Source organism: Methylobacterium sp. WL119 (genome assembly GCF_008039875.1).
GTDB lineage: Bacteria > Pseudomonadota > Alphaproteobacteria > Rhizobiales > Beijerinckiaceae > Methylobacterium.
Window position 1 is genome coordinate 1 of sequence record NZ_VRUU01000034.1, and the last position, 12,532, is coordinate 12,532.

Below are 12,532 nucleotides of genomic sequence, written 5' to 3' on the forward strand. Positions count from 1 at the left end.
GAGGCGAATTTGACGATCTTGCTGACCCGACCGGCGCGGTCGAGGACTGGACTGTAGGTTGCCTGGATCCACACCTCGTGACCGTCCTTGGCGACACGCTTGAACTCACGGGTCTGCGGCTCACCGCGGCGTAGTGCGTCCCAGAACGCGCGATAGGCCGGTGCGTCGCGCTCCGACGACGTGACGAGGTTTCGGTGGCTCTGACCCTTCAGTTCGGCCAGCGTGTAGCCGACGAGACCGAGGAAGTTGGCGTTGGCATCGAGGATCGTGCCATCGGGGGCGAACGCGATGCGGGCACGCGAACGGTCGATGCTGTCGAACAACGCGCGTAAGGGGGTGTCGAACAAGCGCACCGGCGGGCTCCATGCGGATAGATTGGATCTGTTCCGCCTGTCATGCCAGATTATAATCAATAATTCCCTAATCTATAGCCCCATCACGGAATTACTATCAGCATAAAATCCGTTAGAAACCGATCAATTGATAATAATGAGGTCGGAAACTGCATTTGATGGTTTCAGTTGCGCATCGCCCAAATTGGAGGCCCTTGCGAGACTATCTAGGATGATTGGTAGGCCAGCCACCGCTGGGTGGAGTGGAGGAGGGAGCGGCCGCCTCCGCGACCCACGCTGATCCGAGCTTGCCGCACCATAGCCCGACGCATCCGCCAAAGATGGTGGCGTGCCCGTCTCATTAGCAACGCAAACTGAGCAGGTTGTTGCGGTACATGTAGAAGGGCCGCGCTACCAGCACGGCCGATGGAGCAAAGGACCGGCTGACTGTTGCTCCAACGTTTGTGAGACGACGGGATCCGCACGGGATCAACCCTTCTCTTTTGCCTCCCTGCCCCCGAGTGCCACGAGGTTCTGCAGCAGCTTCCTGTAAGAGGGATCGATCGAGCTGCCTCCACGATCGCTGCTCCAGACCTGCTGCATGGCGAGCCCGGCCCGACCCTTGACTGCCAGGCCGGGGATCGTGGCAGCATCCATCGCGGCGATGTCGAAGGCGATCCGCAAGACATCGCGGCCGGCATGGAACCGGGCGTCCTCGACAGCCGGGATACCAGCCGCTTCGCGCGCTGCGAGATGGGCGGCATGGTAGGCCTCGCACGAGGTTCGAAGGCGCCGATGGTGCTTGCAGATGCGGGTGCGCCCGTCGTGATACCGCTTCGTGCTCTGCACTGCCTCCCATGGCCACAGGATCATCACGCGATGGTCGAACTGCCTGTGGCACGGCTCGCCGTCCGCGTTGGGTGGTGCCTCTCCATGGAAGTGCCACCCTGCCGGGCCGGTGATGCGAGGACGAACGATTTCAGGCGGGATTTCCGGCTTGATCGTCTCGAACTGGGCGACACGCTCGGCCTTGCGCTCGCACAGCATCAGGAAGCGGGTCAGGGCCTTGTCCAGGTCGGCGCCGAGCCGGATAAGGTCGGTGTCGGGGCTCGGTGCCGCCGCAAGAACCGTGGGAGCCACGAGCACGATCGAACCGGTTGAGAGCGCGGTGAGGCCGCGCAGGAAGCCGCGACGGGATGAGGGACCGTTCATCGGCCGCCCTCCCGCCAGTCGGCGCCGATCGTGCTGAGGACCAGGGCCGCCCGCGTCGAGGGTGGGGCAGCCGTAACCATGGCATCGGCCCTGGCATCCATCGGCCAGTGGCTGAGCATCTTGTCGGCCAGCGGGGCGATCGGCGCCGAGAGGGGGCTGTAGTACCCGCTGTAGTACCGTTCTTCCGGGCTCAGCATGCCGAGCAGTTCGTCGTGGGCGTGGCCGTGCTCGCGAGCGAGGAAGGCGACGTAGCGCTTCATCAGGGGCAGGGTCAGCGGCTCGGCGACCGCGGATGGGCTACCGATCAGGGTCACACCGCCGCCGATCAGGGTCAGCGAGAGCAGGCCGCGCAGGAAGCCGCGGCGGGGCGGGACGGGCTCGTCGTTGCGCATCGCCGCGATGGCGCGGGTAACGGGGCCGGTCTGCGGGTTCGAGGCGTGCAGGGTCGTTGCCATAGCTGGGGCTCCAGAGGGCTTGGGGTGGACGCGGAAGTTGGAGGGGGGGCCCGTTTGGGCGCCGATCAGGTCGGCCGAGGCGGCAGCACGGCGCCGGGCCGGGCGAACACCTTGCGCAGCTGGCGACGGGCGGCACGTCGGGCACCTGCGCTACCGGCACGCTCGACGCGGGCGGTGTGGTAGGCGGCCAGGGCAGCGGCGGCCTCAGGCGTGGTTGGCGTCAGGGCGTAGAGGTCGAGGCGGGCCAGCCTGCGGACGTGAGCCAAGGAAGCGCGATAGGCACGCCAACCGGCGGGCATCGGCAGGCCAGAGGCGGTCAGGTCGGCCGCGACACGGCCCGAAGCGGTATAGGTGGCATCGGCTTTTTCAGCCCAGCGGATCGCCGGCAGCACACGGTCGGAAGCCATAGCCGGCACCCGCGAGGACACGAGGACGAGGAAGGCGCCGAGGACGCCACGGCGGGAGAGGTCGGCCATCAGTGCGCCCCGCTCAGTTCGGCGGCGACGAGGCGCCAGCGGCGGGCGTTGCCAAGCGCCCAGGCATGGGCCGCGCGCTGGTCGGTCTCGCCGGCCGCAATGCGAAGGCGGTAGGAGGCCGCAAGGCGCAGGCAGATCGCGTGATCCTGTCGGGCGTGCAGCAGGCGGACGGCGGGGGAGCGGATCAGGTCGGAGGCCATCGGTCCGACCCTCAGTGCGCACGGTAGGCGCGGGAAGACTTGGCGGCGGCCCAGGCGCCTTTCAGCGCGTAGGACATGCACACGCCCCAGGCGTCGCCGGTCACTTCCAGGCGGGCCTGAGCCGAACGGATGGCAGCGCGCATGATCGCCGAGCGGTCGAACGTGCCATCCCGGTTGACCAGCGGAGCGACGGTGGCGGCGAAGCGCTTGGCGCTCTCGGTTGAGGCGATGACCGCGGCCTTCGTGGCGATGAAGGCGCGGCGGGCATCGGCGGTCAGGCGCGGGTCGGCGCTGCGGGCGATGTGCGAGGCGGGGATGAGGTTGGCGTAGCGCATCGGGGCGGCCTTGCGTTTCGGCTGATTTCAGTCATATAATCTGAAACCCTTCGATCTAGCAAGCTGTTTTTTATGATATACGACGAAAAAGCTATTTCTGGGGCTCAGTGCCGGGCGGCTCGCGCGCTGCTGGATTGGACGCGCGAAGACCTAGCCCGCGAGAGCAAGGTGTCTCGTGCGACGATCGCGGATTACGAGACGGGGAAGCGTCCGGCTCGGGAGCGAACGACCGACGACCTACGGCAGGCCCTTGAGGCCGGTGGGATCGAGTTCACGCCCGAGAACGGAGGCGGGGCCGGCGTCAGGTTTCGAGAGCGATCAGACGCCAAGCCGGACGAGGGCCTGCGCCCGGATCAACTCACGAGCGAAAACGACGGCGGCGCGGAGGGATAGAGGCCGGCATGCACTTCGAGGGACTGCCCGACGAAGCCGACGTGCTCCTGGCCTTGGAGCCGGACGAGATCGGTTTGAGGCTGCTGCCGACCCTGGCGCGACCCTCGACGATGCCGGGCATACCTCTCGCCCTTCAAACCTTCCTTGGGTTCGCCTTCGCGACCGTTCAGTACGCGGATGGCCGGCTTGGCTTTAGAAGCCCGTACCCAGCCGAGCGCCATCCCGAGGTCAAGGAAGCCATCGCGGAAGCATGGGCCTGGCTAGAGAGGGAAGGACTCCTCATGCCGGTTCTGGTCAACCTGACGGGTGGCGGCGAGGAGTTCCACCCGACGAACCGACAGGTCAGCCGGAAGGGGCGGCGGATCGCGCTGCAACCACAACTCGGCTTGAGCACTCGCATGCTGCCGAAGGAAGCGTTGCACCCTACTATCCGCGAGGACGTGTGGAGCCTGTTCCACCGCGGGAAGTACGATACGGCGGTGTTCGAGGCCATGAAGGCGGTTGAGATCGCGGTCCGAGAGGCAGCCAACCTGCCGGCCACCGAGATCGGGGTGCACCTGATGCGCACCGCGTTCGACCCGAAAAAGGGTAATCTCAGGGACACGAAGGCGCCCCTTGCAGAGCAGGAAGGGCGGTCCGCGCTGTTTGCTGGCGCTATCGCTGCCTACAAGAACCCGCAGTCGCATCGGCGGGTCGCCCTCGACGATCCCGACGAGGCGTTCGAAATCATCATGTTGGCGAACCACCTCCTGCGGATCGTCTCGGACTGCAACAGCGTGTTCAGTTGAGTATGACGAGGCAGGCGGTGCCCCTTCCCGCCGCCCGCCTGCTCACCAGGGCGCAGGCGGCATCGTACTGCGGCCTCTCGGTGGGCGTGTTCCAGCGCGAGTGCGACGTGCGCCCGATCCGCTTACGCGTAGACACCGTGCAGCGGTACGACCGCCGAGACCTCGACCAATGGATAGACCGCTGCAAGGGAGAGCCCGGCACTCGCTCGATCGACGAGTGGCTGGACGCCCTAGATACTCGCGTTCCGCCCGGTCGGCCGGCGCGATGACGCGCGAGCTTGAACCTCAGCCCGACTGGTGGCGGGTTATGCAGGGGCTTCCCGTACTGAGATCCCTTTGCCGTTGCCGGGTGACAGTCTGCTAACCGATCGGGGGCACCTTACCGGCAAGCCGGGCTCAGGACCGGTTCGCTGGTGAGATGGACGAAGCACCCGTCGCCCCGTGATTAGATCGGGGGACGGGCCTGCCTCACCTACGGCTCTGGCCGCGCTACTCCACCGACCGCAGCTTCGGGCCCGCCCCGGTATGCACTCCCGTGAAGTCCGGCCGGGTGCTGATCCGATCCTTCCGCCCGCAGGCCGAGCACACCAGCCGAAGCGCGACATCCGGCACGGGGAAGTCGTCGGGCAGCCCATCGAACGGCATCGCGCCGCTGTGCCCGCACTCGCAGAACACCAGCAACCCGCGCGCGCCATTCGCCTTGCTGTTCGCAATCGTAGCCGGCGGCTGCTCGATGCCGTCGGCGTTGTACCAGCGACGTGGGTTGCGGAGGTGCCTCGGAATGCCGGTCATTGGATCGTCGCCGAGCTGGGTACGAGGCCCATCAGCGCGGCAAGCTTCATCAAGCCCGCGTCGGTCATCTCCTCGCCATTCACGAGCCACAGGCTCAGGTCGTCGCCAGTTGGCTCGACGTACAGGCCGAGCGCGCGAAGGGCTTCGACGGCTTCGTGGAACGGGTCGTCACTCAATGCCCGGTGCTCTCGTTCTTCTCCCGAGCAAGCGTGTTCAGGAGGTCCACAAGGTCGTCGGCCACCTCTATGCTGAGGCCGGTCTGCGGCACGCCGTTGACCCGCGCCGGCTCGTAGGTGGCGATGTCGTAGACCGTCCAGCCCTCGTCATCCTTCCGCATGTCGAAGGCCTGGACAGGCGTGTTGCTGTTCGCGGGAGCGGTCATCCGGGGATCTTAAAACTGCCCGGCTCACCACGCCAACAGCCTGATCGCCGCGACAGCGAGGCCTCAAGGCCTCCCCATCACTGAAGGTCGCCTAGCTGGTCGAGAGACCTACCGTTGACTTAGCCGTGCCTGCCGGCCGGCAATTAGTGCCAGCTACCGGCAGTGATCCGCGGGCTCGCACGGCACCTCGGCGGCGCTCCAGGCGTGCTTATGGCACTGACGCGGAGGGTCGTACCGATAGAGAAGCACGGTGCCAAAAACCGCATGCGGATCGATCACCGTCTGAGGCCGGCATGCAGTAACCTGAAGCGCCTTCAAGAAAGCATGGCGCTCGGCATTCGAGTTTGCCGTTGCCGTGATGTCGGCATGAGACCAGTCAATCAGCGTCGGCAGCGCCCAGCACGAATGGACGTAATCGCAATGGCTGATCGGCGACCGCTCCTCAACGTCTTGGAGTGAGGGCAGTGTGACGGGCTGTTCGTCATCGAATTTGACCGTGAGTTGCAGGGAGCCGCCCATGGCCTCGACATAGCTTCGGAGCGTCGAAAGCAGCAGGTCGCTACGGCGCTCAAGGCGCGAAATGCTGTCCTGCCGAACGCCGAGAAGTTCGGCCATGCGCTCTTGGGTCAGCTTCCTGGCCTTGCGCATCCGCCGCAGTGCGTACTCCTCAAGGATAAGCTCGTCGGAACGGCCGGCGATCTGGTCGCGGCGCTCCTCGGGGAGGGTTTCTAGGATCTGGTCAAGCGTCTTCATGGCTTCCTACTCGACCTCCTCACGGGGTTGAGACTCTTAAGATGCGCTGCGAACCGTTCGTCGGCGGTCCGAATAAGTTGCTCGTACCACTTCGATTGGTTTGCCCCCTGTTTGTCCCCGCCGCACAGGACGATCGCCTGACGCTGAGGGTCGAACGCGAAGGCAAACCGCCACAAACCATCGAGCCGAAAACGTAGCTCCTTCATGTTCTGGAACTGCGACGTTTGCAGCCTATCCACGTTCGGTCGGCCGAGATCGGGACCGAATTCGGCAAGCAGCCGGAGCCGCGCCAGAAGCTCATTCTGGATCGGCACCGGGAGCCGCTGAAATTCGGGCTCGAAGTCGTCATGCAGGGCGACCGTGAACGGCATCGACTAAAGAATGCCTTACGAGCAATATGGTTTCAAGGCCATATTTTTTGGAGATGGCGTCGCGTCGCGGGTAGCAACTACGTTGACTCGGCTGTACGCCCCAGCCGACATGAGCGGTCCCGAGGGCTGCGCACCCGTGCGAGTCGGCGGGCATTAGGAGATCAAGGCCGCGAGAAAGACCTAAGCCCAAAACGCCAACGGCCCCACCCCGGCAAGGGTGAGGCCGTCGAAATCGATGGGTCTGTGGAGACCTTTTCCAACTCCCCAGACATCATAGCTCCCGCCGGGAGTCAATCGGGATCGCTTCCCGAAACGATGGCGCTTTGCCTTTTGCCGGGGACGGTTCACGCTGAGCCCCCTGCTTTGACGCGGCCCAAGCAGGGCTGTGAGCGATGAACTACGCCTATGAGATCCGCAGGCAGGCGGAGGCGGCTCCGCGCGCCGCGCTACCGGCCGTCGCGTCCGCGTTGTGGAAAGCGTTCGGAGAGGGGCACCTGTCCGAGGTCGAGGCGGAGGCGTTGGCCGCCGTCATCGAGGCGCGGCAGGTTTCTTCCGGTTCTGGAAAGAACTTGCCCCCGGACCGAGCAGGAAGCCCCAGGACGGGCGCCGGCTCCCGACCGCGCACGGATGCGTCGATGGCCCGCCGCCGCCGCTGGGCGGCCTCCGGGCGGCTTCCTCCGGGGCTCGCGTCACGGTTCACCCTAGCAGAGCAAGCGGTCCTGTCCCTCGTCGCGGCCGAGACCGGCCGGCGCGGGGACTGCCGCCTCGCCGTCGGACATCTCGCGGCGATCGTCGGGGTGGCCGAGACGACGGTGCGCAACGCGATCAGGGAGGCGCGCAAGCTCGGGCTGGTGACGGTTGAGGAGCGGCGAGTAACCGGCTTCCGCAACGACACGAACGTGGTCCGTATCGTCTCGGCCGAGTGGACGGCCTGGCTGCGACTGGCACGGAAAGGGAGCCGCGAAACGCTACCCCCTTCCTTCGAAGGGGTAGGGTGCAAATCAGCGAAGCGCACGCATACTGATGTTCCATATCCTGTGAACTCAGGAGCTCGGAGCCGTCAAAAGGGCTGCCGGCAAGCGGCGGGCGACCCTGCCGACAGAGCAACATCTGGAAATCGCGAGGCGGGTAGAGCGGGCCGAGCTATGCGGTAGCTGCACACGAGCGTTCGACATGCCGGACACGTCTTAGACTTCGCAGGGTGCTATGCCGCCGGCCTCTCGACGCACGCGCTGTCGGTGGTCGCGAACGCCGGTAGCTTGCCGAGCAGACAGAGTACCTGATGACAGGTCGGTGCGGGCCAGTTCCCTGCACCGTGCCCGTGACGCCTCGGGCCGGGTGGTCGCGTGAAGGTCGGTGCTGCGGGGAACAGGAACCGCCGACGCCGGCTTATGGCCCGTTCGAAGCCTTGAAGGGTGGCGGTCCTGCTTGAAGGGGCAAACAGGACCGCCGCAACAGATCGGGCGACCTGCTGGCCGCGGCTGCGGCGGCGTCCACGGTGGATCAGACAGGTTGCTGAAGGATGAGCGACGACACGGCAGCCCTGATCCTGACGCTCGCCACCGAGATCGCCGAGTTGCGCGCAGCCCTCGCCGAGGCGCAGGAACTCCTGATCGAGACCGCCGTCGATGCCGGCGAGATGCATGCCCGGCTTGAGGAGGTGCAGCGCGAGTTGGCCGTTACGCGTGCCGATCGCGACGCCTGGATGATCCGTGCGAGGCGGCAAGCATCATGATCGCCCCAACGTCGAGCGCCTTCGCCGCCACGCTGGCCCTACGCTCGCCGCCAATTCGCTACTGCTTCCGACCCTTCTCAGACCCTTGGAAGGTCCGCTTCTCGGCAGCTAAGTCGAGGATGACCCACGTCCAGAGTGGTGGATTTCCGATGGTCCGCTTCGGGAAGTGAGGGCTGAGAAAGTGGCCCTCACTCGATCGAGCAACCGCAGTGATCAGCCTTCATCCGCGTTCTCGAAGAGCGGTGTTCTGATCCGGGCCCACGAGGCGTCAGGCGATGCAAATGCCGGGAACCTCGACCTTACGGAACAGATGGGGGCTCGCCCTCGCGCTCTCTGGATACTCCGAGAGTTTCGCCCGAAACTCGGGGTTGGCGAAGGCGGCCCGGAAATGGGCGACGGACTGCCAAACCGCATAGTTCAGAAAGACACCGCTTCCCGCGATGCCGCGATGGAGCTGTGTCGAGATGAAGCCCGGCTGCCGTTTCATGATCGCCGCATCGCGGCTCCAGACCTCCAGAAGCGCGTCCGCGTCCTCTGGCGGGACGACGAAGGTGTTGATCAAGACGACCGGACCGGCCTCCTCGTCGGCCAACTGGTCGGCGAGCGTCACGGTGTTATCCATTTCGATGAAGGTCGACATCGGGTGCTCCCTGGGCAGGCAGGCCAATAAGTTGCCCGCGCGATGCCAACATGGCACCATGGTGTCATACTCAGCGAAATGGCATCATGATGTCAATAGGGCGGTGATCTCTGCGATGTCCGAAGTTTCTTCCTCTGCTGAAGCGCTGACCAATCTCGTTCTCACGCTCTTCCGGGTCAACAACGCGACGCTGATCTGGGGCGACCGCCTGGTCGAGCCCTTCGGGCTCACCAGCGCGCGCTGGCAGATCATGGGGGCCATCGCCTACGCAGATCGGCCGCAGCCAGTGGCTTGGCTGGCTCGGGACCTCGGCGCGAACCGGCAGAACGTGCAGCGCATCGTCAACGAACTCGCCAAGGACGACTTGGTGGCCTTCGAGACCAACCCGCACCACAAGCGCGCACAACTCGTAGTTTTGACGACGGCAGGTCGGCAGGCCTACGAAGCCGCCGTTCGGGCTTGGTTTCCGGCGGCTGGCAACTTGGCCAAAGACATCCCTTCCGACGATCTCGCCACGGCGCTGCGTGTTCTTGGAACGCTGCGTAACAGGCTCGCGGAGAGCGGCGCCGATGCCGAGGACCGGAGCGCGTAGCTCAAGGTCGGCTGATGCCCCCGAGGCCTGGGGTATCGTCCACAAGGACGGCTGCTTTCGGGGATCGCTGGCGGAACGTCCGCTTGAGAGCGAAGGGTCAGGGTCTGCTCCCCACCCATCTCGGACGCTTTAAAGGACTGCCATCCGTCAGGTTTTTACCGCTATGGTTGGTCTCTGAGCCTACCCACCCGGACACCGGGACCATGACACGGCCAACAACGCGGATGCGAACCTGTCCGCGTTCTGCCAGCGCTGCCACGTGAACCACGATCGGCCGGAGCATCAGCGGCGGCGGTGGCGAACGCTGTTTCGGCGCAGAGCACTGGGGGATCTGTTTCGGGGGGTCTATCCACCATGACGGGAACCAGGCAGGTGCCAGACATCATCGACCCCTACGCCTACCCGCCGCGGGGCCTCGATCTCGCCGCGGCGGCTCGATACCTCGGGCTCACCCCCACCGCCTTCAGCGCCCTCGTGCGGGTCGGCCAGCTTCCGTCTGCCCGGCAACTCGGCGTGACCGCCGTCTGGGACAGAATGGCCCTTGATACAGCGTTCGAGGCGGCCTCGGGTGATGAGGTGCAGCCCAACGGGAAGCCTGCGCAGAAGCGGAGGGCTCCGCCCATGATGTCCAAGGAATGGCCGGGCTACCACAACGTCTACACACCTGAGACCCTGGCTGATCGGTGGCAGTGCTCTGGCAACCACATCCGCAACATGATCAAACGGGGCGACTTGGCCGGGTTTCAGTATGGCGGAAAGCTGCTCCGCATCTCGGCCGCGGTCGTGGCCGCCTACGAGAACTCCGACACGGGTAAGGCACAAGATCGATAGAGGCGGTATCAGATAGCAAACTCACCTGACTGAAGGCCGGGACCGGGGGCGCTACCGTTCCTCAGCCTCTGCGTTCACGAACGCGAGGCACCGAGCGCGAGCTTGACTATCGGGGATGCGTTCAAAGGCTTTCACAAGCGCGAGCGTTTCAGCCTCACGGGTCGTCTGACCGCCTGCATCGTAAAGAGCGGACACGGGCTGCTCCAGCGCACGTGCGATACGCTCCAAGCTCTCACGCAATAAGGTGGGATCGCCTCTAGGGTGCGTCATTCAGTCCTTATAGATCTAAGTATGCCACATGCCAAATCAATTCATAACCACCCCGGCATCCTTCGGGCCAAGCTCTTTAGCCAGGTAACGCCCAATAATTTTCAATGCGTTTTGAATAACATCAGCCCCGGTCTCGTCTCCTGTATCGCGAGACTCTAGGTATGCTGCAATAAAGTCATCAACTATTTCGCTGATACATTCGTCATCCATTGCCGATAAAGTATAAAATTCTGACACGCTGACGATATCATCAAAATATCGTGCGGAAATTTTATCAAGTATCGCGCGAGAAGAATTGATCCTCTCTCTAGAGGTAGACATCGTACTACGGGAAGCGTCAACCGAGGATCGAGCCTGGTCAATACGGGCATAGGATCGTTCGAGAGCTAGCTGAACGGCAGTATCCTTATAGGACCTGTTCGGCATGAGCGAAGTTCCTGTTGCTAAAATAGCAATTTTATCGACCGCACTGCCCAGCCGATTTGGATATGGAGCAAAACATCATTGCTTTGAGTAAGTTCCTGCTCGTTCCCCCAAAGAAAAGGCGCACCGGTAAGGGCGCGCCGAGGTTGGGCTTGGATCTAACGCCCCAGGTCTGGAGCCAAGCTTGAGGTAGCACACAGCTTGGCCGTTGGCTGTCACAAGCGCGTGCGCCCGGAGGTAACCCGCCTTAGTTGGCGCGCACCCGCGTGGCATGACGCAGGCATGACAACCGTTACGAAACGCGACCATGTGATCTCGGTGTTTCCGAGCGAGCAACAACCGGGCTCCTATCGGTGGAGCATCACGGCTCTGTCCACCACATCGGTAACCGAGTCGCCCTACGCCTTCGCAACAGCGTTGGGAGCCACGATGTCCGCGGAATGTTGGATGCGCGAGATCGCGAAGAGAGGCAGCGAAAGTCGTGACCGCTTATAAGAACACCGACACAGGCAAGGTGCCGCCGCGATAGAGGTCGCCAGGACGTCAGCACCGCGACGGGGGTTCGTCGTTGCCGCGCAGGTTCACGGGGGATCGGGAAACCCGGTCTATCGGGAAATCGGGAACCGCTGCCTTGCCCAAGTTGGGCAGAGCAGTCATCTTACCGGTATGTCGGTTCAGTTCGCCTACCGCTTCCAGCAGGACCTGCCGCCGTCGAGCCTTCAGGACCTCGATGATGTGGTGCTGACGGCTGCGGTGATGAGCGACGATGGTATCTCGATCCCCGCCGGAACCGAAGGCACGATCGTCAGCGTCTTCCGCGGCGGCGAAGCCTACGTGGTGGAGTTCGCCCAGCCGGAGGGCACCCTCGCTTCGGTCGGCCCTGACGAAATCCGCATGGCCGAGCCCGCCGCGCCTTGAGTTCCGATGAAGTCGAGGTTTCGTGGCTGATCGATCGGCCGAAAATCTCGCGCTACCTTCTCGATCTAACAAGCAAGCGTGGTGCCTCGAAGGCCAAATACCTGATGCGCTTCGGGTTCACCCCCGATGATCCGCTAACGCTTGCGAACGCGTTGGCCGAGCATGTAGCTCGCAACCTTCCCGGTGTTCAATCGATCTCGGCGCGAGGCGTGCTGTTGGTGGTGTTTGAGGGGGAGGTGACGGCACCAGACGGCCGCGAAATGCCATTGCGGACGGTTTGGGAGCCGCGTGAGCCGCGTCAAATGCACTTCGTCACGGCCGTACCGCTCACACGCTGAGCCATCTCGACAACTGCACCCCTGTGCATACATTGCCGGGATGCGCGCTGCCCTTGTCGCCTTCGCCCTTGTCGGTTCCGTCACGGTTGCTAGGGCGACCGAGCCGACGGTGAAGCAACTGCTGGCGGCCGAAGCGCAGGCTACGCGGACCTGTCAGGGCAGCGCAGACCCGAGCAGAGCAGCCGAGGAATGCTCGCGCCGAGATAGGCTGTTCGGGCGCTTGTCTCAGCTTGGATGGTGCTTCGGCATGAAGGGACAGACGCAGGGGCAAAAAGAGTGGCACCCCTGCGGCCCGA

21 protein-coding genes are annotated in these 12,532 nt (G+C 64.2%); 8 read left to right on the top strand and 13 right to left on the bottom strand.

All coding sequences use genetic code 11. The features are described 5' to 3' along the window. From FV227_RS13895 to FV227_RS13920, 6 genes are all read right to left on the bottom strand, one after another. On the bottom strand, positions 1 to 353 hold a 353-nt coding region (locus tag FV227_RS13895), incomplete at its 3' end, for a PAS domain-containing protein (protein ID WP_147859195.1). 468 nt (positions 354 to 821) lie between these two features. Then, positions 822 to 1,544 carry a hypothetical protein gene (locus FV227_RS13900; protein WP_147859196.1) on the bottom strand — a complete coding sequence of 241 codons (723 nt, stop codon included), beginning with the start codon at positions 1,542 to 1,544 and terminating at the stop codon, positions 822 to 824. Then, complete coding sequence (locus tag FV227_RS13905; protein ID WP_147859197.1) at positions 1,541 to 1,999, bottom strand: hypothetical protein; 459 nt, start codon at positions 1,997 to 1,999, stop codon at positions 1,541 to 1,543. The genes FV227_RS13900 and FV227_RS13905 overlap by 4 nt, the downstream gene beginning before the upstream one ends. Before the next feature lie 65 nt (positions 2,000 to 2,064). Beyond that, positions 2,065 to 2,475: a penicillin-binding protein gene (locus FV227_RS13910; RefSeq protein ID WP_147859198.1), complete on the bottom strand. Its 411-nt coding sequence runs from the start codon at positions 2,473 to 2,475 to the stop codon at positions 2,065 to 2,067. Beyond that, positions 2,475 to 2,675 carry a hypothetical protein gene (locus FV227_RS13915; protein ID WP_147859199.1) on the bottom strand — a complete coding sequence of 67 codons (201 nt, stop codon included), beginning with the start codon at positions 2,673 to 2,675 and terminating at the stop codon, positions 2,475 to 2,477. The genes FV227_RS13910 and FV227_RS13915 overlap by 1 nt, the downstream gene beginning before the upstream one ends. An 11-nt stretch (positions 2,676 to 2,686) precedes the next feature. After that, positions 2,687 to 3,010 (bottom strand): hypothetical protein, encoded by a 324-nt coding sequence (locus FV227_RS13920; RefSeq protein ID WP_147859200.1) that lies wholly within the window; start codon positions 3,008 to 3,010, stop codon positions 2,687 to 2,689. A gap of 72 nt (positions 3,011 to 3,082) precedes the next feature. On the opposite strand from FV227_RS13920, the gene FV227_RS13925 reads away from it, so the two are divergent. Then, positions 3,083 to 3,403 carry a helix-turn-helix transcriptional regulator gene (locus FV227_RS13925; RefSeq protein WP_147859201.1) on the top strand — a complete coding sequence of 107 codons (321 nt, stop codon included), beginning with the start codon at positions 3,083 to 3,085 and terminating at the stop codon, positions 3,401 to 3,403. An 8-nt stretch (positions 3,404 to 3,411) separates the two neighbouring features. Then, positions 3,412 to 4,191 carry a TIGR02391 family protein gene (locus tag FV227_RS13930; protein ID WP_147859202.1) on the top strand — a complete coding sequence of 260 codons (780 nt, stop codon included), beginning with the start codon at positions 3,412 to 3,414 and terminating at the stop codon, positions 4,189 to 4,191. Between the two features lie 489 nt (positions 4,192 to 4,680). Here FV227_RS13930 and FV227_RS13940 read toward each other — a convergent pair whose 3' ends face one another. The 5 genes from FV227_RS13940 to FV227_RS13960 form a co-directional block, all read right to left on the bottom strand. After that, entirely contained in the window at positions 4,681 to 4,983 is a 303-nt protein-coding gene (locus FV227_RS13940) for a hypothetical protein (RefSeq protein ID WP_147859203.1), read from the bottom strand. Then, a complete protein-coding gene (locus FV227_RS13945; protein ID WP_147859204.1) occupies positions 4,980 to 5,159 on the bottom strand; it encodes a hypothetical protein in 180 nt (59 codons plus the stop codon). Before FV227_RS13945 ends, FV227_RS13940 begins: the two co-directional genes overlap by 4 nt. Then, entirely contained in the window at positions 5,156 to 5,365 is a 210-nt protein-coding gene (locus FV227_RS13950; protein ID WP_147859205.1) for a hypothetical protein, read from the bottom strand. Before FV227_RS13950 ends, FV227_RS13945 begins: the two co-directional genes overlap by 4 nt. Before the next feature lie 153 nt (positions 5,366 to 5,518). Continuing rightward, positions 5,519 to 6,118 (bottom strand): helix-turn-helix domain-containing protein, encoded by a 600-nt coding sequence (locus FV227_RS13955; RefSeq protein ID WP_147859206.1) that lies wholly within the window; start codon positions 6,116 to 6,118, stop codon positions 5,519 to 5,521. Next, positions 6,115 to 6,489 (bottom strand): type II toxin-antitoxin system RelE/ParE family toxin, encoded by a 375-nt coding sequence (locus FV227_RS13960; protein ID WP_147859207.1) that lies wholly within the window; start codon positions 6,487 to 6,489, stop codon positions 6,115 to 6,117. Before FV227_RS13960 ends, FV227_RS13955 begins: the two co-directional genes overlap by 4 nt. Before the next feature lie 392 nt (positions 6,490 to 6,881). On the opposite strand from FV227_RS13960, the gene FV227_RS13965 reads away from it, so the two are divergent. Beyond that, a complete protein-coding gene (locus FV227_RS13965; RefSeq protein WP_147859208.1) occupies positions 6,882 to 7,643 on the top strand; it encodes a helix-turn-helix domain-containing protein in 762 nt (253 codons plus the stop codon). A 368-nt stretch (positions 7,644 to 8,011) separates the two neighbouring features. Then, positions 8,012 to 8,224, top strand: coding sequence for a hypothetical protein (locus FV227_RS13970; protein ID WP_147859209.1), 213 nt, complete (start codon positions 8,012 to 8,014; stop codon positions 8,222 to 8,224). A 268-nt stretch (positions 8,225 to 8,492) separates the two neighbouring features. Here FV227_RS13970 and FV227_RS13975 read toward each other — a convergent pair whose 3' ends face one another. Next, positions 8,493 to 8,864 carry an antibiotic biosynthesis monooxygenase family protein gene (locus FV227_RS13975; RefSeq protein ID WP_147859210.1) on the bottom strand — a complete coding sequence of 124 codons (372 nt, stop codon included), beginning with the start codon at positions 8,862 to 8,864 and terminating at the stop codon, positions 8,493 to 8,495. A gap of 115 nt (positions 8,865 to 8,979) precedes the next feature. On the opposite strand from FV227_RS13975, the gene FV227_RS13980 reads away from it, so the two are divergent. Together FV227_RS13980 and FV227_RS13985 are read left to right on the top strand one after the other, a co-directional pair. Continuing rightward, a complete protein-coding gene (locus FV227_RS13980) occupies positions 8,980 to 9,456 on the top strand; it encodes a MarR family winged helix-turn-helix transcriptional regulator (protein WP_147859211.1) in 477 nt (158 codons plus the stop codon). 372 nt (positions 9,457 to 9,828) lie between these two features. Then, positions 9,829 to 10,287 (top strand): helix-turn-helix domain-containing protein, encoded by a 459-nt coding sequence (locus FV227_RS13985; RefSeq protein WP_147859212.1) that lies wholly within the window; start codon positions 9,829 to 9,831, stop codon positions 10,285 to 10,287. A gap of 306 nt (positions 10,288 to 10,593) precedes the next feature. Here the strand turns inward: FV227_RS13985 and FV227_RS13990 are convergent, their stop codons facing one another. Continuing rightward, positions 10,594 to 10,983 carry a hypothetical protein gene (locus FV227_RS13990; protein WP_147859213.1) on the bottom strand — a complete coding sequence of 130 codons (390 nt, stop codon included), beginning with the start codon at positions 10,981 to 10,983 and terminating at the stop codon, positions 10,594 to 10,596. A gap of 663 nt (positions 10,984 to 11,646) precedes the next feature. Between FV227_RS13990 and FV227_RS13995 the strand changes: the two genes are divergently transcribed. Both FV227_RS13995 and FV227_RS14000 read left to right on the top strand, forming a co-directional pair. Beyond that, complete coding sequence (locus tag FV227_RS13995; RefSeq protein ID WP_147859214.1) at positions 11,647 to 11,898, top strand: DUF4926 domain-containing protein; 252 nt, start codon at positions 11,647 to 11,649, stop codon at positions 11,896 to 11,898. Further along, positions 11,895 to 12,236, top strand: a complete 342-nt coding sequence (locus FV227_RS14000) for a DUF6883 domain-containing protein (protein WP_147843384.1) — start codon at positions 11,895 to 11,897, stop codon at positions 12,234 to 12,236. The genes FV227_RS13995 and FV227_RS14000 overlap by 4 nt, the downstream gene beginning before the upstream one ends. The last annotated feature ends 296 nt before the right edge of the window (positions 12,237 to 12,532 follow it).

Bases quoted from the DNA above. Each gene is read 5' to 3' on its own strand.
- FV227_RS13900 (WP_147859196.1), bottom strand. From the start codon at position 1,544: ATGAACGGTCCCTCATCCCGTCGCGGCTTCCTGCGCGGCCTCACCGCG.
- FV227_RS13905 (WP_147859197.1), bottom strand. From the start codon at position 1,999: ATGGCAACGACCCTGCACGCCTCGAACCCGCAGACCGGCCCCGTTACC.
- FV227_RS13910 (WP_147859198.1), bottom strand. From the start codon at position 2,475: ATGGCCGACCTCTCCCGCCGTGGCGTCCTCGGCGCCTTCCTCGTCCTC.
- FV227_RS13915 (WP_147859199.1), bottom strand. From the start codon at position 2,675: ATGGCCTCCGACCTGATCCGCTCCCCCGCCGTCCGCCTGCTGCACGCC.
- FV227_RS13920 (WP_147859200.1), bottom strand. From the start codon at position 3,010: ATGCGCTACGCCAACCTCATCCCCGCCTCGCACATCGCCCGCAGCGCC.
- FV227_RS13925 (WP_147859201.1), top strand. From the start codon at position 3,083: ATGATATACGACGAAAAAGCTATTTCTGGGGCTCAGTGCCGGGCGGCT.
- FV227_RS13930 (WP_147859202.1), top strand. From the start codon at position 3,412: ATGCACTTCGAGGGACTGCCCGACGAAGCCGACGTGCTCCTGGCCTTG.
- FV227_RS13940 (WP_147859203.1), bottom strand. From the start codon at position 4,983: ATGACCGGCATTCCGAGGCACCTCCGCAACCCACGTCGCTGGTACAAC.
- FV227_RS13950 (WP_147859205.1), bottom strand. From the start codon at position 5,365: ATGACCGCTCCCGCGAACAGCAACACGCCTGTCCAGGCCTTCGACATG.
- FV227_RS13955 (WP_147859206.1), bottom strand. From the start codon at position 6,118: ATGAAGACGCTTGACCAGATCCTAGAAACCCTCCCCGAGGAGCGCCGC.
- FV227_RS13960 (WP_147859207.1), bottom strand. From the start codon at position 6,489: ATGCCGTTCACGGTCGCCCTGCATGACGACTTCGAGCCCGAATTTCAG.
- FV227_RS13965 (WP_147859208.1), top strand. From the start codon at position 6,882: ATGAACTACGCCTATGAGATCCGCAGGCAGGCGGAGGCGGCTCCGCGC.
- FV227_RS13970 (WP_147859209.1), top strand. From the start codon at position 8,012: ATGAGCGACGACACGGCAGCCCTGATCCTGACGCTCGCCACCGAGATC.
- FV227_RS13975 (WP_147859210.1), bottom strand. From the start codon at position 8,864: ATGTCGACCTTCATCGAAATGGATAACACCGTGACGCTCGCCGACCAG.
- FV227_RS13980 (WP_147859211.1), top strand. From the start codon at position 8,980: ATGTCCGAAGTTTCTTCCTCTGCTGAAGCGCTGACCAATCTCGTTCTC.
- FV227_RS13990 (WP_147859213.1), bottom strand. From the start codon at position 10,983: ATGCCGAACAGGTCCTATAAGGATACTGCCGTTCAGCTAGCTCTCGAA.
- FV227_RS13995 (WP_147859214.1), top strand. From the start codon at position 11,647: ATGTCGGTTCAGTTCGCCTACCGCTTCCAGCAGGACCTGCCGCCGTCG.